The sequence below is a fragment of the Enterobacter sp. NFIX58 genome (assembly GCF_900110475.1).
Classification (GTDB): domain Bacteria; phylum Pseudomonadota; class Gammaproteobacteria; order Enterobacterales; family Enterobacteriaceae; genus Enterobacter; species Enterobacter quasiroggenkampii.
On the sequence record NZ_FODW01000001.1, the window covers coordinates 171,578 to 191,633 of the forward strand.

Consider the following 20,056-nt stretch of genomic DNA (forward strand, 5'->3'; position numbering starts at 1 on the left):
AGACAAGGTGCACTTACGCCTATGAAGCCTTCTATCGTCGCTAAACTGGAAGCTCTGCACGAGCGCCATGAAGAAGTCCAGGCGCTGCTCGGCGATGCCGGGACCATTGCGGACCAGGAGCGTTTTCGCGCGCTCTCACGTGAATACGCGCAGTTAAGTGATGTTTCTAAATGCTTTACCGACTGGCGACAGGTTCAGGAAGATATCGAAACCGCGCAGATGATGCTCGACGATCCTGAAATGCGCGAGATGGCGCAGGAAGAGTTGCAGGATGCGAAAGCGCGTTCTGAGGAGATGGAGCAGCAGCTTCAGGTGCTTCTGCTGCCAAAAGATCCGGACGACGAGCGTAACGCGTTCGTGGAAGTCCGCGCCGGGACCGGCGGTGACGAAGCGGCACTGTTTGCCGGGGATCTGTTCCGCATGTACAGCCGCTATGCCGAGTCGCGTCGCTGGCGCGTGGAGATCATGAGCGCTAACGAAGGCGAACATGGTGGCTACAAAGAGGTTATCGCCAAGATCAGCGGCGACGGCGTATATGGTCGTCTCAAGTTTGAATCCGGCGGTCACCGCGTGCAGCGCGTTCCGGCCACCGAATCTCAGGGCCGTATCCACACCTCCGCCTGTACGGTGGCGGTGATGCCGGAGCTGCCGGAAGCGGAGCTGCCGGACATCAACCCGGCGGACCTGCGTATTGATACCTTCCGCTCCTCCGGGGCGGGTGGTCAGCACGTTAACACCACCGACTCCGCCATCCGTATTACCCACCTGCCAACCGGTATCGTGGTGGAGTGTCAGGACGAACGTTCCCAGCATAAAAACAAAGCCAAAGCGCTGTCCGTGCTGGGTGCGCGTATCCACGCGGCCGAAATGGCGAAACGCCAGCAGGCGGAAGCGTCTACGCGTCGTAACCTGTTGGGGAGCGGCGATCGCAGCGACCGTAACCGCACCTACAACTTCCCGCAGGGCCGTGTAACCGACCACCGCATCAACCTGACGCTGTACCGTCTGGACGAGGTGATGGAAGGGAAGCTGGACATGCTGATTGAGCCTATCGTGCAGGAATACCAGGCCGACCAGCTGGCGGCACTGTCCGAGCAGGAATAATGGATTTTCAGCGCTGGTTACGTGAGGCTGCCGGTGAGCTTTCCGAAAGCGAAAGCCCGAAACGCGATGCCGAAATTTTACTTGAGCATGTGACGGGCAAAGCCCGCACGTACCTGCTGGCCTTCGGTGAAACCGAACTGACCGCTGAGCAGGAAGCACGGCTCGCCACGCTGCTTGCCCGCCGTAAGCACGGCGAGCCGGTGGCGCACCTTGTCGGTGAGCGCGAGTTCTGGTCGTTACCGCTTTACGTCTCGGCGGCGACGCTGATCCCGCGTCCCGACACCGAGTGTCTGGTCGAACAGGCGCTGGCGCGTTTACCGACGGCGGCCTGCCGCATTCTCGATCTCGGCACAGGCACCGGGGCCATCGCGCTGGCGCTCGCCAGTGAAAGACCCGACTGCGCGGTGACGGCAGTGGATGTGATGCCCGACGCGGTGGCGCTGGCGCAGCGCAACGTGGAACGTCTTGGCCTGACCAACGTAACGGTGCTGCAAAGCAGCTGGTTTAGCGCGCTGGAGAACCAGACGTTCGGCATCATTGTCAGTAACCCACCCTATATTGACGAGCATGATCCGCACCTTGCGCAGGGGGATGTGCGCTTCGAACCCCTGACGGCGCTGGTCGCCGCCAGGGAAGGTTTAGCCGACCTCGATCACATTGTGACAATGTCACGACAACATTTACTTTCCGGCGGCTGGCTTCTTGTGGAGCATGGCTGGACGCAGGGAGAAAGCGTGCGGGCATTGTTTACCCAGGCGGGTTACGCCGACGTCAAAACCTGCCGCGACTACGGCGGCAACGAACGCCTGACGCTGGGGCAGTGGCTATGAGTGCAGGCTATCTGACATTTACTGATAAAGGCGTAAGGCTGACTGAAAGGCGGTTTGGCGTTATCATCTACATCGTTTTGAGTTTTATCTCGTCCGGGCGTCGCTGTGCGCTCGGTCGTTACTGGGGTAAGTCATGAGATCCTTAGCCGATTTCGAATTTAATAAAGTGCCGCTTTGCGATGGCATGATCCTGATTTCTGAGATGATTCGCGACGATTTTACGTCGCAGTTTGTCTACGATGAGCTGGAGAATCTGGTCAGCCTGGCGCGTGAAGAGATTAATCAGGCGCGCCCGCAAGACTGGCAATTAGAGAAGCTGCTTGAGCTTTTCTACGGCGAATGGGGTTTCTGCGACACGCGGGGTGTGTATCGCCTGTCTGACGCATTATGGCTGGACCAGGTCTTAAAAAATCGTCAGGGCAGCGCCGTTGCGCTGGGCTCTATTTTGCTGTGGGTCGCGCATCGCCTGGATATTCCGCTGGTGCCGGTTATTTTCCCGACGCAGATGATCCTGCGTGCGGAGTGGCTGGACGGCGAGATGTGGCTCATTAATCCCTTCAACGGCGACACGCTGGATGAACATACGCTGGACGTGTGGCTGAAAGGCAACATCAGCCCGGTGGCTGAGCTCTTCAACGAAGATCTCGACGAGGCGGATAACGCAGAAGTGATCCGCAAGCTGCTCGATACGCTGAAGTCAGCGTTAATGGAAGAGCGTCAGATGGAGTTGGCCCTGCGCGCCAGCGAAGTGCTGCTGCAGTTTAATCCGGAAGACCCGTACGAAATTCGCGACCGCGGGCTGATCTATGCCCAGCTCGACTGCGAACACGTGGCGCTAAACGATCTGAGCTATTTCGTTGAGCAGTGTCCGGAAGACCCCATTAGCGAAATGATTCGTGCGCAGATCAACGCGATCTCGCACAAGCAAATTACACTGCATTAATCTTAATTCCGATTCACACCTGAATAAGGCGATCCTATGAAACAAAAAGTGGTTAGCATTGGTGATATCAAGGTAGCAAACGACCTGCCTTTCGTGCTGTTTGGCGGCATGAACGTGCTGGAATCCCGCGACCTCGCCATGCGTATCTGCGAGCACTACGTGACCGTGACCCAGAAGCTGGGCATCCCGTACGTGTTTAAAGCCTCTTTTGACAAAGCCAACCGCTCCTCCATCAACTCTTACCGTGGCCCGGGCCTGGAAGAGGGGATGAAGATTTTCCAGGAGCTGAAGCAGACCTTTGGCGTGAAAGTGATCACCGACGTGCATGAAGCCTCTCAGGCGCAGCCGGTGGCAGACGTGGTTGACGTGATTCAGCTCCCGGCATTCCTGGCTCGCCAGACCGACCTGGTTGCCGCGATGGCGAAAACCGGTGCCGTGATCAACGTGAAAAAACCACAGTTCGTGAGCCCGGGTCAGATGGGCAACATCGTCGATAAGTTTATCGAAGGTGGTAACGATCAGGTGATCCTGTGCGACCGTGGCGCTAACTTCGGTTACGACAACCTGGTGGTGGACATGCTGGGCTTCAGCGTGATGAAAAATGTCTCCGGCCAGTCTCCGGTGATTTTCGACGTGACCCACGCGCTGCAGTGCCGCGACCCGTTTGGCGCCGCGTCCGGTGGACGTCGTGCTCAGGTGACCGAACTGGCGCGTGCCGGTATGGCAACCGGTCTGGCAGGTCTGTTCATTGAAGCGCACCCGGATCCGGATAACGCAAAATGCGACGGCCCATCCGCGCTGCCGCTGGATAAGCTGGAGCCGTTCCTGAAACAGATCAAAGCGATTGACGATCTGGTGAAGAGCTTCGACGAGCTGGATACCAGCAAATAATAAAAAACCCGCTTCGGCGGGTTTTTTATGGGGCATATTGCCGGGTGGCGCTTTGCTTACCCGGCCTACAAAACCCGTAGGCCCTGCAAGCGAAGCGCCGCCGGGCAAACAGACTACGCAAAAATTGTCATCAAGTAAGCCGCAAACAGCGCCATATGCGCTGCCCCGTTAAGCACGTTGGTGCGCCCGGTTGAGAACGAAATCTGGCACAGCAGCAACGAGGCTACCATCACAATCATCTCCGGCGCGCCCAGCGCAAACTGCAGCTCGTTACCGGTCATAAAGGCAATCAGCGTCACCACCGGCACGGTGAGTGAAATGGTCGCCAGCACGGAGCCGAAGAACAGGTTCATTGCGCGCTGTACCTGATTGTTTAAGACGGCTTTCAGCGCGCCCAGCCCTTCAGGAGACAGGATCAGCAGTGCCACCAGGAAGCCGGTAAAGGCTACCGGCGCGTTCAGCTCGGTTAACAATGTTTCCAGCGGGTTGGCGTTCATCTTGGTGACGGCAATCACCGCAATCAGATGCACGATCAGCCAAACCGTATGCCACGCGCTGCTGTGGGCCGACGGCTTACCGTGGTGCGGGTCATCGTCGTCGCTGTCGTCTTCATGCTCATACACAAACAGGCTCTGGTGCGTTTTGGTCTGAATCAACAGGAACACGCCGTACATGGCTGCGGAAATCAGCGCGACCAGCAGCGCCTGACCGGTGGAGAAGTTTGCACCCGGCAGCGCCATCGGGAAGACCAGCACGATAATCGCCAGCGGGAAGAGGGCAATCAGATACTGTTTAATGCCGAACAGGTTCATATACTGGGTCGCAAATTTACGCCCGCCCAGCAGCAGAGAGAAGCCCACCAGGCCGCCCGTCACAATCATGATGATCGAGTAAAGGGTGTCGCGCATCAGCGTCGGTGCGGCATCGCCGGTCGCCATGAGCGCGGAAATCAGGCTGACTTCGAGAATAACGACGGAAAGGCTGAGAATTAACGATCCGTAGGGCTCGCCCAGACGGTGGGCCAGTACGTCCGCATGGCGAACGACGCTAAAGGCGCTGGTTAAAATACCGACCAGGGCAAGAATATTGATACCAACCACCACTGGCAGTGACTGACTGCTTCCCCAGAAGAGCAGCACAGCCAGTGCCAGAACCGGGAAAATGAGAGACGTCTCCTTGTGGCGGGTCTTTACCGCCTCGTGTGTTGCTGTCATGTGCTTCTCCATCAATGCAGGTGCTTGTAATTATAGATAGATTTTTGAGGGCATTAAATTAACAGATCTCTGTTAAATACCCTTAACTTTTTACTTAATTTTACCCTTTGTCATAAATTTAATATCTGACTCCTGTAATTGACTGTTTTCACAAAATATTTATTAAATAACAATTAATTAGATATAATGTTAATCCATAAATTAAGACCGGGTGGCACGCTGGCATATCGTCGTCCACACTTATCTCTTTAAGCAAAAGAGAGGTGAGTGATGCCATATAAAACGAAACGCGAATTACCCGATAACGTGCAAAACGTGCTGCCCGCTCACGCGCAGGATATCTACAAAGAGGCGTTTAACAGTGCCTGGGATCAGTACAAAGATAAGGAGGATCGCCGGGATGATGCCAGTCGTGAAGAGACGGCACACAAAGTCGCCTGGGCCGCCGTAAAACATGAATATGAAAAAGGAGACGACGATAAATGGCACAAAAAGAAATAGCCGTGAAATAATTCGCTGCCTTCATTTTGACTTTTCAGGCGGTTGAACTGCCGTTGTATTGCAACTGGTCCGCTAATTGCTTATCGTTATTTAACTGCTGGCAAAATGACCAGCACATAATGCCGGGAAGGCGAATTACAGATGTCGCAAGGAAGCATGCAGTGGCGGAGGTGGAAAGTGTTAACGCGTGATTTCTTAATGAAGGCAGATTGTAAGACGGCATTTGGTGCTATTGAGGAATCGCTTCTCTGGTCAGCTGAACAACGTGCGGCGTCACTTGCTGCTACGCTTGCCTGCCGCCCGGATGATGGCCCGGTATGGATTTTTGGCTACGGCTCCCTGATGTGGAACCCGGCGCTGGAATTTGTCGAATCGGCAACGGGAACGCTGCCTGGCTGGCACCGCGCATTTTGCCTGCGTCTGACGGCCGGACGCGGCAGCGCGTGCCAGCCCGGACGTATGCTTGCACTGAAAGAGGGCGGGCGCACCACGGGCGTGGCGTATCGCCTCCCGGATGCAACGCTGGAAGAGGAGCTTACGCTGCTCTGGAAGCGTGAGATGATCACCGGCTGCTATATGCCGAGCTGGTGTAAGCTGGAGCTGGACGACGGACGCACCGTCAATGCGCTGGTGTTTATCATGGACCCGCGCCATCCGCTGTATGAAGCGGACACCCGCACGCAGGTCATCGCCCCGTTGATTGCTGCCGCCAGCGGACCGCTGGGTACCAACGCGCAGTATCTCTTCTCCCTCGATCAGGAGTTGACCCGCCTCGGCATGCAGGACGATTGTCTGAATGAGCTGGTGGCGAAGGTGAAGGCGCTGCTGGAAGGAAACCCGCTCAACGGCACGCTGCGACCGGGTTTTGCCTGAAAATACGCCCGGCTTGCCGGGCGTTTGACGTTATGCTGCTACGTAACTGACGGAATGCTCCAGCGACTGGCTGTGGCTGTCGATCAGCACATCCCACGTGCCGGTATATGGCACGGTAAGCCAGGCCTTATCGTCCTGCACGGTCAGAATATCCGCCTGGGATTGTTTTTGTGCTTTCGCACTCATGAGATGAATACGACAGCGCTCTGAGCAACGCACCACAACCGTATCCCCGCCAAACAGCTTCAAACTTGTTTTTACCAGTGCCATTTTTTACCCCGTAGTCTTAAACAACGCTCTCCCTGCTGCCATATCCGAGCGTGATGTTGTTCACAATTCACTCATGGAATAACACCAAAGGGGAGGGGGTGGGATGCTGATTTTGATCAAAAAATGGCATAACGATTAAACAAAAATGACAAAATTCCTCAAAATTTCCGCTGGCGCGCGTTTTACCCGCTAAACGCGCGCCGCGAGAAAATTAAATGCGGAAATGGCCGGCGGTTTCAGCAAGGTCGCCCGCCTGGCTCTGCAGGGCACCCGCAGCGGCGGCGGATTGCACCACCAGTTCGGCGTTCTGCTGGACCATGCGGTCGAGATGGGTCACCGCGTGGTTGATCTCGTGAATGCCTTTCATCTGCTCGCTGGTGGCGATGGAGATTTCGCGCATGATGCCGGAGACGCTGCCGATGCTGGAGCGGATCTCGTCCATGCTTTCCCCGGCCAGATGCACGTAGCGGGAGCCGGTGGCCACGCTGTCGGTGGTGGAATCGATCAGCGATTTGATCTCTTTCGCCGCCTGGGCGCTACGGCTCGCCAGGTTACGCACTTCGCCTGCCACCACGGCAAACCCGCGACCCTGCTCCCCGGCACGGGCCGCCTCGACGGAGGCGTTCAGCGCCAGAATGTTGGTCTGGAACGCGATACCGTCAATCACGCTGGTGATGTCGCCAATTTTAGCCGACGCGACTTCGATGGACTGCATGGTGCTGATCGCCTGGGATACCACTTCGCCGCCGCGCGCAGCGGCCGCAGAGGCCTTACTCGCCTGGTCATTCGCTTCTGCCGCTGACTCGTTCGACTGGGTCACGGAGGCGGTGATCTGCTCCACGGCGCTGGCCGTCTCGCGCAGGCTGGACGCCGCCTGCTCGGTACGTCCGGAGAGATCCTGGTTACCCGCCGCAATCTCCTGGGCGGCGTTTTTCACCGACTCACTGGCATCACGGAGCTGCACCATCACCACCGACAGCTTATCGCTGAAGGCGTTAAAGGCCTGGGCAATCTGCGCCACCTCGTCTTCGCCGCTGTCCGGCAGACGCTGCGACAGATCGTTAGTCCCGTTGGCAATGTTGTGCATCGCGTCGCGAATGTCAGACAGGCGCTTCAGCAGACGGGCGATCAGGAGGTGAACAATGGCCGCGCTCAGCAGCGCCAGGATCACCAGCGAAATCGCCGATGCCTTAAGCAGGGAACGCATGCCGGAAGTGGCGTCACCGTTGTCGAGGGCGACGACCAGCAGCCAGTTTGTACCCGGCACGGCTGTCGCCACGAAGGTTTTTTCGACGTCGTTAAGCGTACCGTCGACAAGGTTACCGCTTTTCAGCGCAGCAAAATCGATGCCTTTGATGGTCTCAGCAAACGGTTTAAGCGTCAGCGCCGGATCGTTAGCCGCTATCACGCTGCCGTCACTGTTCAGAAGCAAGCCGCTGCTGGACGGAGTTGGATGGATCCCGCGCACGTTCGCCACCACGCTGTCCATGGCCACATCGCCCGCCACCACAGCTTTCAGGGTGCCATTCTCTTTCACCGGCACGGCGAAAGTCACCACCAGTTTACCGGTACCGGCATCAACGTAAGGTGCGGTGACGACCGGGCCATCCGTGCTGACCACCTGCTGATACCAGGGGCGAATGGTCGGGTCATAATCCGCAGGTACGCCCGCGGGCTCAGAGAATTTCGCCGTTTTGCTGGCGTAGCCCACATAAACGTTGGTGAATCCACCCGCCTGCGCAAGCTGTTTAAACACCGGAACCGGATCGTCACTCAGCGCAACGGTCTGGGCAGAGGCAATCACCGTCATCTTGCTTTTGACCCAGTCGGCAATCGCCATGTTATGGCTTGCGCTGGTGCTGGTCAGGATATCGCGCTGTGACTGCTGGTTATCCTGACGTGTGACCTGGAAGTTAATAACGGTATTGAGGAGAAGGGCGACGACCAGACAGCCTGCCGTCGCCGCGATGATGCGTGCACGAATCGATCTGAACATAAGTGAAATACCTGCTGTGTTGTTTCCATGCCTATCGGCAACCCCGCAGGTAAACTTGATGCTGAAACCGCGTCCATAAGAAAATAATATTTTTACGGGTTTATTATTAAAAAGTTAATACTTTATCAGCGGACAACGTCCACTCGGCCAGTTCAACCAGCGTACCAATTTCTACGCCATCAATCAGCGGCAGCCCGGTGATACCGCGCCCGTCGGTGCAGGTTTTGCACAGTTTCACCGGCACGTTTTGCGCGGTCAGGATCTCCAGCATCTGCTGAATGTTATAGCCCTCGGCCGGTTTTTGTCCCTTCAGCCCGGCGGTGACCGCGTCCGACATTAAAAAGAGGCGTAACGCCAGGTCGCTCTCTTTTTCACGTAGCGCGATTGCCAGGCGCAGGCTGTTGAAAAGGGATTCGCTGCCGTAGGCCGCACCGTTGGCGATGATCACAATCTTCTGCATGTTGACTCCTGTTCTTATAAAGGCACGAATATTGCTTAATTTCCCGGAGTTTCGCTGTCCGGGAGAGTAAGCATGATATTAATGGCAGGCATTTCGCCAGGCGCTGCCGAATGGCTCACGCGCGCAAAGATGATGCGCCAGGAGCAGTTCAGCAAGCTGGCACAGCTGGGTGTGCTTGTGCACGGCATTAGCCAACTGGTGCACATGTTACAGTGCGAGCGCGGGGCGTCCAACGTCTGGCTCTGCTCACAGGGCAAGCTGTACGCCCCCGAATGCAAAGCCAGCCGGGCGCTGGTGGATGAAAACCTCGCTGCCCTTTACGGCATTCTTGAAACACAGTCGCCGATCCCAGGAAGTGCCGTCTGTGAACGCATCGGCGGCGCGCTCCTGAGCCTGGATACACTTCCCGCGCTGCGTGACGGTGTGATTCAGCAGACTGTAACGGCACCCCAGGCGATGGAACACTACTCCCGCATGCTTCGCCATCTGCTCAGTATCGTGCCGCAGCTTAATGACAGCATTGACGATCCGCAAATCGCAGGACGTTTTGTCGCGCTTTATAGCCTGATGCAGGGAAAAGAGCTGGCAGGACAGGAGCGGGCGCTGGGGGCGATTGGCTTCACGCAGGGTTTTTTCGATGATGTGACTCGTCAGAGGCTGGTTGACCGCATTGACGGGCAGCAGGCCTGCTTTGAGATCTTTCTCTCACACAGCTCCACTGACGTTCAGACCACCTTTTCAATGCACTGTCAGCCCGATCGTGAAACGGAGCAACTCCGGCGCGTGGCCTGTACCCGCCAGCCTGCCGCCGATAACGGCCTTACCGCACTGGCCTGGTTTGCTCTGCAAACCGCGCGCCTTGAGCATCTGCGCACGCTGGAGGAGACGATCATCGCCGATCTGATGGTCGCGGTGGACGAATGCATTCACCGTGACGATGAGTACGCGCTCCCCGGCGATGAACAGGATGATCCGCCGATCCGCTATCCGGAAAAACCGTTGCTTACCCTGGTTCGCCAGCAGGCGCGCGAGATAGAGCAGCTCTCACGTCAGCTTGCGTCGCTGCGCGATACGCTTGAAGAGCGCAAAATCATTGATAAAGCGAAGAGCGTGCTGATGACCCACCAGAATATGAGTGAGGAACAGGCCTGGACGGCGCTGCGCAAAATGGCGATGGACAAGAACCAAAGGATGGTGGATATCGCCCGCGCGCTGCTCATGGTGAAGAATGTATGGCAGGTAACACCAAAGGAGTAGCTGCACGGTCAGTGGGCATTTTATGCCTGTTTGCGGTGCGTAAAGGCGAGGGAAGAACGGTAAGCACCGCAAGAAACAGTGTGTTAAAACCTGGCATTCACTTTGCATTATCAGATTAACCATTTTTGACGATGCGCCAACGGCGGTGCATCCGTCTTCGGGATAAAGGCGTCCACTGGTGCTTCGGCACCGTGGGCGCTTTTTTTTGGTTTTTTTTCAGGAGTGGTCATGGCGGATTTGTCGAGACGGCGTTTTTTGCAGGCCAGCATGCTGGCGAGTGGTGCAATTCTGTTGCCGGGTGTCATGCAGGCCGCATGGGCGGCAGGCTCGGATAAACCGGAGCAGGAAACAGTGCGCATCGGGTTTATCCCGCTGACCGACTGTGCCCCGGTGGTTATCGCTGCGCTGAAAGGGTTTGATAAAAAATACGGTATTACCATACTGCCCACCAAAGAGGCGAGTTGGGCGGCGGTGCGCGACAAGCTGGTGGCGGGCGAACTCGATGCCGCGCACATTCTTTACGGCCTGCTGTACGGACTGGAGCTAGGCATCGCTGGCAAGCCACAGCAGATGGCTAACCTGATGACCCTCAACCAGAACGGCCAGGCGATTACGCTCTCCAGCGATTTGGCAGAGAAGGGCGTTCGTGACCTTGACGGGCTGAAAAAGCTGATTGGGCAGCAGGCGCCTGGCACCTATACCTTCGCGCACACCTTCCCGACCGGGACGCACGCCATGTGGCTCTACTACTGGCTGGCCAGCGCGGGCATTCACCCCTTTGACGACGTGCGTACGGTGGTGGTGCCGCCGCCGCAGATGGTGATGAACATGCGCATTGGCAACATGGTCGGCTTTTGCGTCGGCGAGCCGTGGAACGCGCGTGCCATCAACGACCGCATCGGTTTTACCGCCGCCACGTCGCAGTCTATCTGGGCCGACCATCCGGAAAAAATCCTCGGGACGCGTCGCGACTGGGTGGAGAAAAATCCGCACACCGCCCGGGCGCTGGTGAGCGCAGTGCTGGAGGCGGCGCGCTGGATTGAGGCCTCCCCGGAAAACAAACGCGAAACCGCGCAGATCCTCTCCCGCCGGGCGTGGCTCAACTGCAAAGAGCAGTATCTCACCGGACGCATGCTCGGCGAGTACGACAACGGCCTGGGCCAGCGCTGGCAGGACGCGCACCCGATCCGCTTCTTCAACGAGGGGGCCGTCAGCTACCCGTATCACTCCGACGGCATGTGGTTCTTAACCCAGTTCCGCCGCTGGGGCTTGCTCAAAGCCGCCCCGGACTATACGGGCATCGCACAGCGCATTAACCAGACGGCGGTCTGGCAGGATGCAGCCACGGCGGTGGGGGGCATTACCACACCGACTTCACCACTACGCAGCAGCACATTGATGGACGGCACCGTCTGGAACGGTACCGACCCGGAAGGATACGCCAGCCGTTTCGCCATTCACCGTAAAGGGGCCTGATTATGCAGCATCTGCAAAAGACAAAATCACACGAGACGCCGGAGAGTGGAGAGGTGATTCTCCTGCCTCCGGTGCAGGTTCGCCGCCGTACGCCGACGTTTGTGCGTCGTATTAACGCGATCCTTCAGCGCATCATTCCGGCTTTTCTGGGGCTGGGACTGCTGGTGGTGCTCTGGCAGCTGGCGGCGATTAACAGCAAAGGTTTCCCGACGCCGCTCAGCACGCTCGATTCCGCTATTACCCTGTTTGCCGATCCGTTTTATCGCGACGGGCCAAACGACATGGGCATCGGCTGGAACGTGCTCGCCTCATTACAGCGCGTGGCGGTGGGGTTTGGCCTGGCCGCGTTCGCCGGGATCCCGCTTGGTTTCCTGATTGGCCGCTTCACCTTTTTTTCGCGCATGTTCGGCCCGCTGATCGCGCTGTTACGCCCGGTTAGCCCGCTGGCCTGGCTGCCCATCGGCCTGCTGCTGTTCCAGAAAGCGGAGCCCGCGTCGAGCTGGACCATTTTTATCTGCTCCATCTGGCCGATGGTGATCAACACCGCCGAAGGCGTGCGGTGTATTCCGCAGGACTACCTTAACGTCGCCCGGGTGCTGCAGCTTTCAGAGTGGACCATCATGCGCCGCATTCTCTTCCCGGCGGTGCTGCCCGCGGTGCTGACCGGGGTGCGCCTCTCTATTGGCATCGCCTGGCTGGTGATTGTCGCCGCCGAGATGCTGACCGGCGGTTTAGGGATCGGTTTCTGGATCTGGAACGAGTGGAACAATCTCAACGTCGAAAACATTCTCATCGCCATCGTCATCATTGGCGTGGTCGGGCTGCTGCTCGAGCAGGGGCTGATGCTGATCGCCCGTCGCTTTAGCTGGCAGGAAAAATAAGGAGCGAACATGAAACCATTAATCCAGGTCCAGGCCGTGAGCCAGCGTTTTTCCACCGCCAGCGGCGAATTTCTGGCGCTGCAGAACGTCTCCTTTGATATCCATGAGGGCGAAACCGTCAGCCTGATTGGGCACTCCGGCTGCGGTAAATCGACGCTGCTTAATCTTATCGCTGGGATCACGCTGCCGACGGAAGGCGGGCTGATTTGCGACAACCGCGAAATTGCCGGGCCGGGTCCGGAGCGCGCGGTGGTATTCCAGAACCATTCGCTGCTACCGTGGCTCACCTGCTTCGACAACGTGGCCCTGGCGGTAGATCACGTGTTTCGCCACAGCATGAGCAAGGCGGAGCGCCGGGAGTGGATTGAGCACAACCTCGACAGCGTACAGATGGGGCACGCCTTGCACAAGCGCCCGGGGGAGATCTCCGGCGGCATGAAGCAGCGCGTCGGGATTGCCCGCGCGCTGGCGATGAAGCCGAAAGTCCTGCTGATGGATGAACCCTTCGGCGCGCTGGATGCGCTGACGCGCGCCCATCTGCAGGACTCGGTGATGCAGATCCAGCAGGCGCTGAACACCACAATCGTGCTGATTACCCACGACGTGGACGAGGCGGTGCTGCTCTCCGATCGCGTGCTGATGATGACCAACGGCCCGGCGGCGACCGTCGGGGAGATCCTGCACGTTGACCTGCCGCGCCCGCGTAACCGGGTGCAGCTGGCTGACGACAGCCGCTATCACCACATGCGCCAGCAGATCCTGCATTTCCTCTATGAAAAGCAGCCGAAAGCGGCGTAGCGAGGGGGCTTTGATGCGACTGGTCATTATCGGAAATGGCATGGCGGCCACGCGGCTGATTGCCTCGCTCACCGGGCGTGCTGCCGATCGTTTCGCAATTACCGTCATCGGTGACGAGCCGGAGCATGCCTATAACCGCATCCAGCTTTCGCCGGTGCTGGGCGGTGAAAAAACGGCGGCGGGCATCAGTCTTCAGAATGACGACTGGTACCAGGAACGGGGCGTGACGGTGCTGCGGGGCGAAAAGGCGCTCGCCGTGAATGTGGACACGCGGGAAGTGCAAACCACCGTCCGCACGCTGGGCTGGGATGCGCTGGTGTTTGCCACCGGATCAACGCCCTTTGTTCCGCCAATTCCCGGCTGCGATGCGCCGCATGTCTTCACGTTCCGTACCCTTGAGGATATCCGGGCCATAGGGGCGATCGCCGGTCCGGTGGTAGTGCTGGGCGGCGGCGTGCTCGGGGTTGAGACGGCGGCAGCGCTGGCGCGCTCAGGGGACAACGTCATCCTTGTTCATCGCGGTCTGTGGCTGATGGAGCAGCAACTGGATGAGCAGGCGGGCGTGCTGCTGGAAGAGGCGCTGGCGGCGCGGGGCGTGCGCTGTGAGCTCGCCTCTGGCATCGCGGCGATTGACGGGAATAGCGTGACGCTGCTGAACGGACGCAGCGTCACCGCCGCGCGCGTGGTGCTGGCGACGGGCGTGCAGCCTAACGTCGTACTGGCGCAGGCCAGCGGCATTCGCTGCGCGCGCGGCATCGAGGTGGATCACCAAATGCAAACCTCCGTGCCGGACGTCTACGCCATTGGCGAATGCTGTGAAATTGACGGCCAGACGTTTGGCCTGGTCGCCCCCTGTCTGGCGCAGGCGGATATCCTCGCCGCACGGCTGGCCGGAGACGTCACCGCGCCATTTGCCCTGACCGACAACGGCATGCGCCTCAAGGTGACCGGCGTGGAGTTGTTCAGCCTTGGTCGCGCGGCAGAGCAGAAGGGCGATGTGGTCTGGAGCGCATGGGATCCGCTGACCCGTCACTATCGTCGTTTACTGATCCATCAGGGGGCGCTGGCTGGCGTGCTGCTGATGGGTGACTGCCGCAGCGCGGCGACATTTACCGAATTACTGGCAACGGCTGCGCCCGCGCACGCGGACTGGCTGTTCGATCGTTTCACTACGCAACCGCAGGTTGCAGGACAGAACGCTATGACAAAACCTACTCTGGTGGTGGTTGGGCACGGTATGGTCGGCCATCATTTTCTCGAAGACTGCGTTAACCGCAATCTGCATCAGCAGTATCAGATCGTTGTCTTTGGCGAGGAGCGCTATGCCGCCTACGACCGCGTGCATCTGTCGGAATATTTTGGCGGCCGCAGTGCGGCGTCGCTTTCGCTGGTGGAGGGGGATTTCTTTGCCGACAACGGCATTGAGCTGCGCCTGTCGCAGCAGATTGTCGCTATCGATCGCGACGCGCGCGTGGTGCGTAGCGCCAGCGGGCACGAAACCCACTGGGACAAGCTGGTGCTGGCGACCGGCTCATACCCGTTCGTGCCGCCCGTGCCGGGCCACGATTTGCCGGGCTGTTTTGTCTACCGCACCCTTGACGATTTGGACAAGATTGCGGCGCATGCGGCGGGCTCACGCCGGGGTGTAGTGATTGGCGGCGGGCTGCTGGGGCTGGAGGCGGCGAATGCCCTGAAGCAGCTCGGGCTGGAAACTCACGTGGTGGAGTTTGCGCCCAATCTGATGGCGGTCCAGCTCGACAACGACGGCGCGGCGATGCTGCGCAAGAAAATTGAGGCGCTGGGCGTCGGCGTTCACACCAGTAAAGCGACAACGGAGATCGCCACGGCGGACGGCGGGCTGGTGTTGCGCTTTGCCGATGGCGAACAGCTTGAAACAGACATGGTGGTCTTTTCTGCAGGCATTCGTCCGCAGGACGCGCTGGCGCGCAGCAGCGGGCTGGCTATCGGCGAGCGCGGCGGGATCGGCATTGACGACCGCTGTCAGACCTCCGATCCGGACGTGCTGGCCATTGGTGAATGCGCCCTGTGGGAAGGGAAAATCTTCGGGCTGGTTGCGCCCGGCTACCAGATGGCGCGGGTGGCCGCCGCCGCGCTGGCGGGAGAGGAGAACATCTTCGCCGGCGCGGATATGAGCACCAAACTCAAGCTGCTGGGCGTGGACGTGGCCTCTTTCGGCGATGCTCACGGGCGCACGCCGGGGGCGCTGAGTTACCAGTGGACGCACGGCCCGCAGCAAATCTACAAGAAAATCGTGGTCAGCCACGACGGCAAAACGCTGCTCGGCGGCGTGCTGGTGGGTGATGCCAGTGAATACGCCACGCTGGTACAGATGATGCTCAACGGGATAGCCCTGCCAAAAGAGCCGGAAACGCTGATATTACCCGCGTCTTCAGGCAGTGCGCCAAAAGCGCTCGGCGTGGCAGCGCTGCCGGAAAGCGCACAAATCTGTTCGTGTCATAACGTCAGCAAAGGCGATATCTGTCAGGCGGTAAGTGCGGGCGCAACGGATATCGGCGCGATTAAGCAGTGCACCAAAGCGGCGACCGGCTGCGGAGGATGTAGCGCACTGGTGAAGCAGGTGATGGAGTTCCAGCTGGCGGCGCAGGGCGTGGAGGTGAAAAAGGACATCTGCGAACACTTCCCGTACTCGCGTCAGGAGATTTACCACCTCGTGCGCGTCAACCATATCCGCACCTTTGACCAGCTCATTAGCCGCTACGGTCAGGGACACGGGTGCGAAATTTGTAAGCCACTGGTGGGGTCAGTGCTCGCCTCCTGCTGGAACGAGTATCTGCTGAAACCGGCACACCTGCCGCTGCAGGACACCAACGACCGCTACTTCGCCAATATCCAGAAGGACGGTACTTACTCCATCGTACCGCGCATGCCTGCGGGGGAAGTGACCGCCGACGGGCTGATCGCCATCGGCCAGATTGCGAAACGCTACAGACTGTACAGCAAAATCACCGGCGGCCAGCGTATCGACCTGTTTGGCGCCACGCTCGAACAACTGCCGGAGATCTGGCAGGCGCTGGTGGAAGCCGGATTTGAAACCGGGCACGCCTACGGCAAATCCCTGCGCACGGTGAAATCCTGCGTCGGGTCGACCTGGTGTCGCTACGGCGTGCAGGACTCCACCGGCCTCGCAGTCAGGCTCGAGCACCGTTACAAAGGCCTGCGCGCACCGCACAAAATCAAAATGGCGGTCTCAGGGTGTACCCGCGAATGCGCCGAGGCGCAGAGTAAAGACGTGGGGGTGATTGCCACCGATAAGGGGTGGAACCTCTACCTGTGCGGCAACGGCGGCATGAAGCCTCGCCATGCGGATCTCTTCGCCAGCGATCTCGATGATGACACGCTGATCCGCACCGTCGATCGATTCCTGATGTTCTACATCCGCACGGCGGATCGCCTGCAGCGCACCAGCACCTGGATGGACAACCTGGAAGGCGGTCTCGACTACCTTCGGGAGGTGATCCTCAACGATAGCCTGGGCATCGCCCACGAGCTGGAGCAGGAGATGGCCCGGGTGGTGGAGACCTACCAGTGCGAATGGCAAACCACGCTTAACGATCCGAACCGTCTGGCGCTGTTCCGCACGACGGTGAACGACATCACAGCGGATCAAGGTAAACGCTGGCAGGAAATCTGTGGCATCGACGATATCCCCGAGCAGGCGGGCATTGGCGCGCGGCTTGGGCGTAAGCCGATTGCGTTGTTCCGATTTGGCAAAACCGTCTATGCCCTTGACGACCGGGAGCCTGGCAGCAGCGCGAACGTGCTTTCCCGAGGCATTCTTGGCGATGCGGCGGGGGAGCCGGTGGTGATCTCTCCGCTCTACAAGCAGCGTATTCGCCTGCGCGACGGCTGTCAGGTGGAGAACGGCGAACCCGCGGTGCGCGCCTGGCCGGTCAAAATTGAGAACGGCAAGGTGTGGGTCGGTAATGATGCCCTGGTAATGCGTGCGGAGGCCTCATGACGGAAACCCGGACAACGTGTCCCTACTGCGGGGTAGGCTGCGGCGTGGTCGCCCGCGTGGACGGTGAAACGGTCAGCGTTCGGGGGGATGAAACCCATCCTGCGAACTTTGGCCGCTTGTGCGTGAAAGGATCGGCCCTGGGGGAAACAATGGGGTTACAGGGGCGATTGCTGCGCCCCGTTGTTGACGGTGCTGAGGTGGCCTGGGCGCAGGCGCTGGGAGCGGCAGGCGAGCGCCTCCAGGACATTATCGACAAATGGGGGCCGCAGGCGGTGGCGTTTTATGCGTCCGGGCAATTGCTTACCGAGGATTATTACGCCGCCAATAAGCTGATGAAAGGGTTTATCGGCGCGGCGAACATTGATACCAACTCCCGGCTCTGCATGTCATCGGCGGTCGTGGGCTACAAGCGCGCCTTTGGTGAAGATGTCGTGCCGTGCAGCTACGAGGATGTGGAAAACAGCGATCTGGTGGTGCTGGTGGGCTCAAACGCGGCCTGGACGCATCCGGTGCTGTATCAGCGCCTGGTACAGGCAAAGCACAACAATCCGGAGATGAAAGTGGTGGTCATCGATCCGCGCAGAACCGCCTCCTGTGATATTGCTGACCTGCATCTGGCGCTCACTCCCGGCAGCGACGCCGGGCTGTTCGTCGGTCTGCTCAATGTGATTCAGGGAACGGACGCGTGGCCGATATCCCGCGTGGCGGCGTTTTGCGGCCTCTCGCCGCAGGATATTGGTACGTTTTACGACTGGTTTATGACGGCGCCCAGGGCCATCACGCTCTACACCATGGGAATCAACCAGTCCTCCAGCGGCAGCGACAAATGCAGCGCCATCATTAACGTGCACCTTGCCAGCGGGAAATTTAACCGTCCGGGCTGCGGCCCGTTTTCGCTGACCGGACAGCCAAACGCGATGGGCGGAAGAGAGGTGGGCGGGCTGGCAAATCAGCTGGCGGCGCACATGAACTTTGAGCCGGACGATCTCTCGCGGGTGGCGCGTTTCTGGGGAACGGAACGGCTTGCGCAGACGCCGGGCTTGATGGCGGTGGAGCTGTTTGACGCCATTGCCCGCGGCGAGGTGAAGGCGGTGTGGATCATGGGCACCAATCCTGCCGTCTCGCTGCCGGACAGCCACGCGGTGTGTCAGGCGCTGGGGCGCTGCCCGCTGGTCATTGTCTCTGAGGTGATGAACGATACCGACACCAGCCGGTTTGCCCATATTCGCTTTCCGGCGCTGGCCTGGGGAGAGAAGGACGGTACGGTAACCAATTCCGAGCGACGCATTTCGCGCCAGCGCGCGTTTCTGCCCGCGCCCGGTGAGGCAAAGCCGGACTGGTGGATCGTCGCGCAGGTGGCGAAACGGCTGGGGCACGGCGACGCCTTTGCCTGGCAGCATCCCCACGAGATTTTTTGCGAGCATGCGGCGCTGACGGCCTTTGAAAATGACGGTGCGCGGGCCTTAAACCTTCACGACCTGGCTACGTTAACCCGTGAGGAGTGGGAGCGGCTTGAGCCCTGGCAGTGGCCTGGGGGGGATTTTCCGTGCCGAAACATTGTTCCCGTTGACCCACAGTCGCACGGTGCGACGGTCAGCGCGTTGTACCCGCTGATTCTCAACTCCGGGCGCATCCGCGATCAGTGGCATACCATGACGCGAACAGGATATGTGGCCAGACTCATGCAGCATATCGCCGAACCCTTTGTTGAGGTTTGCCCCACAGACGCCGTTCGGTTTTCCCTGTGCGGCGGCCAGCTGGCGCGCATCAGTTCGCCGCGCGGCGTCATGGTAGCAAGAGTGCGCATCAGCGACGCTCAGCGTGAAGGGAACGCTTTTGCCCCGATGCACTGGAACGCTGAGTTTGCCCGCCAGGGAAAGGTGAATGCGCTGGTGGAAGGGCGCTGCGATCCGGTTTCGGGGCAGCCGGAGAGTAAACAAACCGCCGTCAGAATCCAGCCCTGGCAGCCCGCCTGGCAGGGAGAACTCTATGCCCGCGAAGGACTGGAAATGCCCTCTCCGGTTTACTGGTGGCGTAAAGCTTCACGCCTGACGGTGGCATGCGATAAACCGCTGCTGTCGTGGGTAATGGAATACGCCAGCGGCCGGGGCTGGCAACTGCAGGTTGCTCAGGCCGGTGAACGCAGCAGCGTGCTGGCCTGGTATGAAGGCCAGCTTATGCTGGGTTTCTGGGAAGGTACCGCGTTACCGGCGCTGGCGCATACGGTGATTGAAGCCGCTTTTCATTCACCACCCGTGCTGCCCGCAGAACGCCACGCCCTGTTGAACGGGCAGAGCGTCGGGAGGGCGACGGATCCGGGACGCATTATCTGTAGCTGTTTCAGCGTCGGGGAAGAGGCGATACGGGAGGCGATTGCCGGAGGGTGTGATTCCGTCACCGCGCTGGGAGCTAAGCTGCGCTGTGGTACGAACTGTGGTTCCTGCGTGCCGGAGCTGAAAGGGCTGTTTCAGGATAATCCTGAAATGTCCGCCAGGACTGCATTTCAGGGCTTATCGCGTTAACATAATAAGAGTTTATTCATAAACACAGGTTCTTATTGAC

16 protein-coding genes and 1 pseudogene are annotated in these 20,056 nt (G+C 59.2%); 13 read left to right on the forward strand and 4 right to left on the reverse strand.

From position 1 onward, the window contains the following. Positions 1-21 precede the first annotated feature (21 nt). The 5 genes and pseudogenes from prfA (at position 22) to kdsA (ending at position 3,768) form a co-directional block, all read left to right on the forward strand. Positions 22-1,104: a peptide chain release factor 1 gene (prfA, locus tag BMW97_RS00820; RefSeq protein ID WP_021240360.1), complete on the forward strand. Its 1,083-nt coding sequence runs from the start codon at positions 22-24 to the stop codon at positions 1,102-1,104. After that, the gene (prmC, locus tag BMW97_RS00825) at positions 1,104-1,934 is read left to right on the forward strand and encodes a peptide chain release factor N(5)-glutamine methyltransferase (protein WP_045908988.1); all 831 of its coding nucleotides are present in this window, start codon (positions 1,104-1,106) and stop codon (positions 1,932-1,934) included. Before prfA ends, prmC begins: the two co-directional genes overlap by 1 nt. Positions 1,935-1,939: 5 nt before the next feature. Beyond that, positions 1,940-2,038, forward strand: a pseudogene (locus BMW97_RS24225) (siroheme synthase); the annotation flags it as partial. 29 nt (positions 2,039-2,067) lie between these two features. Continuing rightward, positions 2,068-2,877 carry an invasion regulator SirB1 gene (sirB1, locus tag BMW97_RS00835; protein ID WP_024907069.1) on the forward strand — a complete coding sequence of 270 codons (810 nt, stop codon included), beginning with the start codon at positions 2,068-2,070 and terminating at the stop codon, positions 2,875-2,877. A gap of 36 nt (positions 2,878-2,913) precedes the next feature. Continuing rightward, a complete protein-coding gene (gene kdsA / locus BMW97_RS00840; protein WP_023312123.1) occupies positions 2,914-3,768 on the forward strand; it encodes a 3-deoxy-8-phosphooctulonate synthase in 855 nt (284 codons plus the stop codon). A gap of 113 nt (positions 3,769-3,881) precedes the next feature. Here the strand turns inward: kdsA and chaA are convergent, their stop codons facing one another. Next, positions 3,882-4,982: a sodium-potassium/proton antiporter ChaA gene (gene chaA / locus BMW97_RS00845; protein ID WP_045908987.1), complete on the reverse strand. Its 1,101-nt coding sequence runs from the start codon at positions 4,980-4,982 to the stop codon at positions 3,882-3,884. A gap of 270 nt (positions 4,983-5,252) precedes the next feature. Between chaA and chaB the strand changes: the two genes are divergently transcribed. Together chaB and BMW97_RS00855 are read left to right on the forward strand one after the other, a co-directional pair. After that, a complete protein-coding gene (gene chaB, locus BMW97_RS00850; RefSeq protein WP_045908986.1) occupies positions 5,253-5,483 on the forward strand; it encodes a putative cation transport regulator ChaB in 231 nt (76 codons plus the stop codon). A gap of 177 nt (positions 5,484-5,660) precedes the next feature. Further along, positions 5,661-6,356 (forward strand): gamma-glutamylcyclotransferase, encoded by a 696-nt coding sequence (locus tag BMW97_RS00855; RefSeq protein ID WP_023618421.1) that lies wholly within the window; start codon positions 5,661-5,663, stop codon positions 6,354-6,356. A gap of 30 nt (positions 6,357-6,386) precedes the next feature. Here the strand turns inward: BMW97_RS00855 and BMW97_RS00860 are convergent, their stop codons facing one another. From BMW97_RS00860 to BMW97_RS00870, 3 genes are all read right to left on the reverse strand, one after another. Further along, positions 6,387-6,626 carry a DUF1883 domain-containing protein gene (locus tag BMW97_RS00860; protein ID WP_013096243.1) on the reverse strand — a complete coding sequence of 80 codons (240 nt, stop codon included), beginning with the start codon at positions 6,624-6,626 and terminating at the stop codon, positions 6,387-6,389. A 211-nt stretch (positions 6,627-6,837) separates the two neighbouring features. Beyond that, entirely contained in the window at positions 6,838-8,622 is a 1,785-nt protein-coding gene (locus BMW97_RS00865; protein ID WP_045908985.1) for a methyl-accepting chemotaxis protein, read from the reverse strand. A 106-nt stretch (positions 8,623-8,728) separates the two neighbouring features. Beyond that, entirely contained in the window at positions 8,729-9,082 is a 354-nt protein-coding gene (locus BMW97_RS00870; protein WP_045908984.1) for a DsrE/DsrF/TusD sulfur relay family protein, read from the reverse strand. A gap of 72 nt (positions 9,083-9,154) precedes the next feature. Here BMW97_RS00870 and nasR point away from each other — a divergent pair, with 72 nt between their 5' ends. The 6 genes from nasR (at position 9,155) to BMW97_RS00905 (ending at position 20,016) form a co-directional block, all read left to right on the forward strand. Beyond that, the gene (gene nasR / locus BMW97_RS00875; protein ID WP_045908983.1) at positions 9,155-10,339 is read left to right on the forward strand and encodes a nitrate regulatory protein NasR; all 1,185 of its coding nucleotides are present in this window, start codon (positions 9,155-9,157) and stop codon (positions 10,337-10,339) included. Positions 10,340-10,567: 228 nt separating this feature from the next. Continuing rightward, positions 10,568-11,815 (forward strand): CmpA/NrtA family ABC transporter substrate-binding protein, encoded by a 1,248-nt coding sequence (locus BMW97_RS00885; protein WP_045908982.1) that lies wholly within the window; start codon positions 10,568-10,570, stop codon positions 11,813-11,815. Positions 11,816-11,817: 2 nt separating this feature from the next. Continuing rightward, a complete protein-coding gene (ntrB, locus tag BMW97_RS00890) occupies positions 11,818-12,696 on the forward strand; it encodes a nitrate ABC transporter permease (protein WP_045908981.1) in 879 nt (292 codons plus the stop codon). 9 nt (positions 12,697-12,705) lie between these two features. Next, positions 12,706-13,494, forward strand: a complete 789-nt coding sequence (locus BMW97_RS00895; RefSeq protein WP_045908980.1) for an ABC transporter ATP-binding protein — start codon at positions 12,706-12,708, stop codon at positions 13,492-13,494. 13 nt (positions 13,495-13,507) lie between these two features. Beyond that, positions 13,508-17,494: a nitrite reductase large subunit NirB gene (nirB, locus tag BMW97_RS00900; protein ID WP_082087745.1), complete on the forward strand. Its 3,987-nt coding sequence runs from the start codon at positions 13,508-13,510 to the stop codon at positions 17,492-17,494. Continuing rightward, complete coding sequence (locus BMW97_RS00905; RefSeq protein ID WP_045908979.1) at positions 17,491-20,016, forward strand: nitrate reductase; 2,526 nt, start codon at positions 17,491-17,493, stop codon at positions 20,014-20,016. Before nirB ends, BMW97_RS00905 begins: the two co-directional genes overlap by 4 nt. Positions 20,017-20,056 lie beyond the last annotated feature (40 nt).

What these genes read in the sequence shown, in the direction of transcription:
- prfA (WP_021240360.1), top strand. Translation starts at nt 22, where the DNA reads ATGAAGCCTTCTATCGTCGCTAAACTGGAAGCTCTGCACGAGCGCCAT.
- nasR (WP_045908983.1), top strand. Translation starts at nt 9,155, where the DNA reads ATGATATTAATGGCAGGCATTTCGCCAGGCGCTGCCGAATGGCTCACG.
- BMW97_RS00905 (WP_045908979.1), top strand. Translation starts at nt 17,491, where the DNA reads ATGACGGAAACCCGGACAACGTGTCCCTACTGCGGGGTAGGCTGCGGC.
- BMW97_RS00885 (WP_045908982.1), top strand. Translation starts at nt 10,568, where the DNA reads ATGGCGGATTTGTCGAGACGGCGTTTTTTGCAGGCCAGCATGCTGGCG.
- BMW97_RS00895 (WP_045908980.1), top strand. Translation starts at nt 12,706, where the DNA reads ATGAAACCATTAATCCAGGTCCAGGCCGTGAGCCAGCGTTTTTCCACC.
- nirB (WP_082087745.1), top strand. Translation starts at nt 13,508, where the DNA reads ATGCGACTGGTCATTATCGGAAATGGCATGGCGGCCACGCGGCTGATT.
- BMW97_RS00870 (WP_045908984.1), bottom strand. Translation starts at nt 9,082, where the DNA reads ATGCAGAAGATTGTGATCATCGCCAACGGTGCGGCCTACGGCAGCGAA.
- prmC (WP_045908988.1), top strand. Translation starts at nt 1,104, where the DNA reads ATGGATTTTCAGCGCTGGTTACGTGAGGCTGCCGGTGAGCTTTCCGAA.
- chaA (WP_045908987.1), bottom strand. Translation starts at nt 4,982, where the DNA reads ATGACAGCAACACACGAGGCGGTAAAGACCCGCCACAAGGAGACGTCT.
- chaB (WP_045908986.1), top strand. Translation starts at nt 5,253, where the DNA reads ATGCCATATAAAACGAAACGCGAATTACCCGATAACGTGCAAAACGTG.
- sirB1 (WP_024907069.1), top strand. Translation starts at nt 2,068, where the DNA reads ATGAGATCCTTAGCCGATTTCGAATTTAATAAAGTGCCGCTTTGCGAT.
- ntrB (WP_045908981.1), top strand. Translation starts at nt 11,818, where the DNA reads ATGCAGCATCTGCAAAAGACAAAATCACACGAGACGCCGGAGAGTGGA.
- BMW97_RS00865 (WP_045908985.1), bottom strand. Translation starts at nt 8,622, where the DNA reads ATGTTCAGATCGATTCGTGCACGCATCATCGCGGCGACGGCAGGCTGT.
- kdsA (WP_023312123.1), top strand. Translation starts at nt 2,914, where the DNA reads ATGAAACAAAAAGTGGTTAGCATTGGTGATATCAAGGTAGCAAACGAC.
- BMW97_RS00860 (WP_013096243.1), bottom strand. Translation starts at nt 6,626, where the DNA reads ATGGCACTGGTAAAAACAAGTTTGAAGCTGTTTGGCGGGGATACGGTT.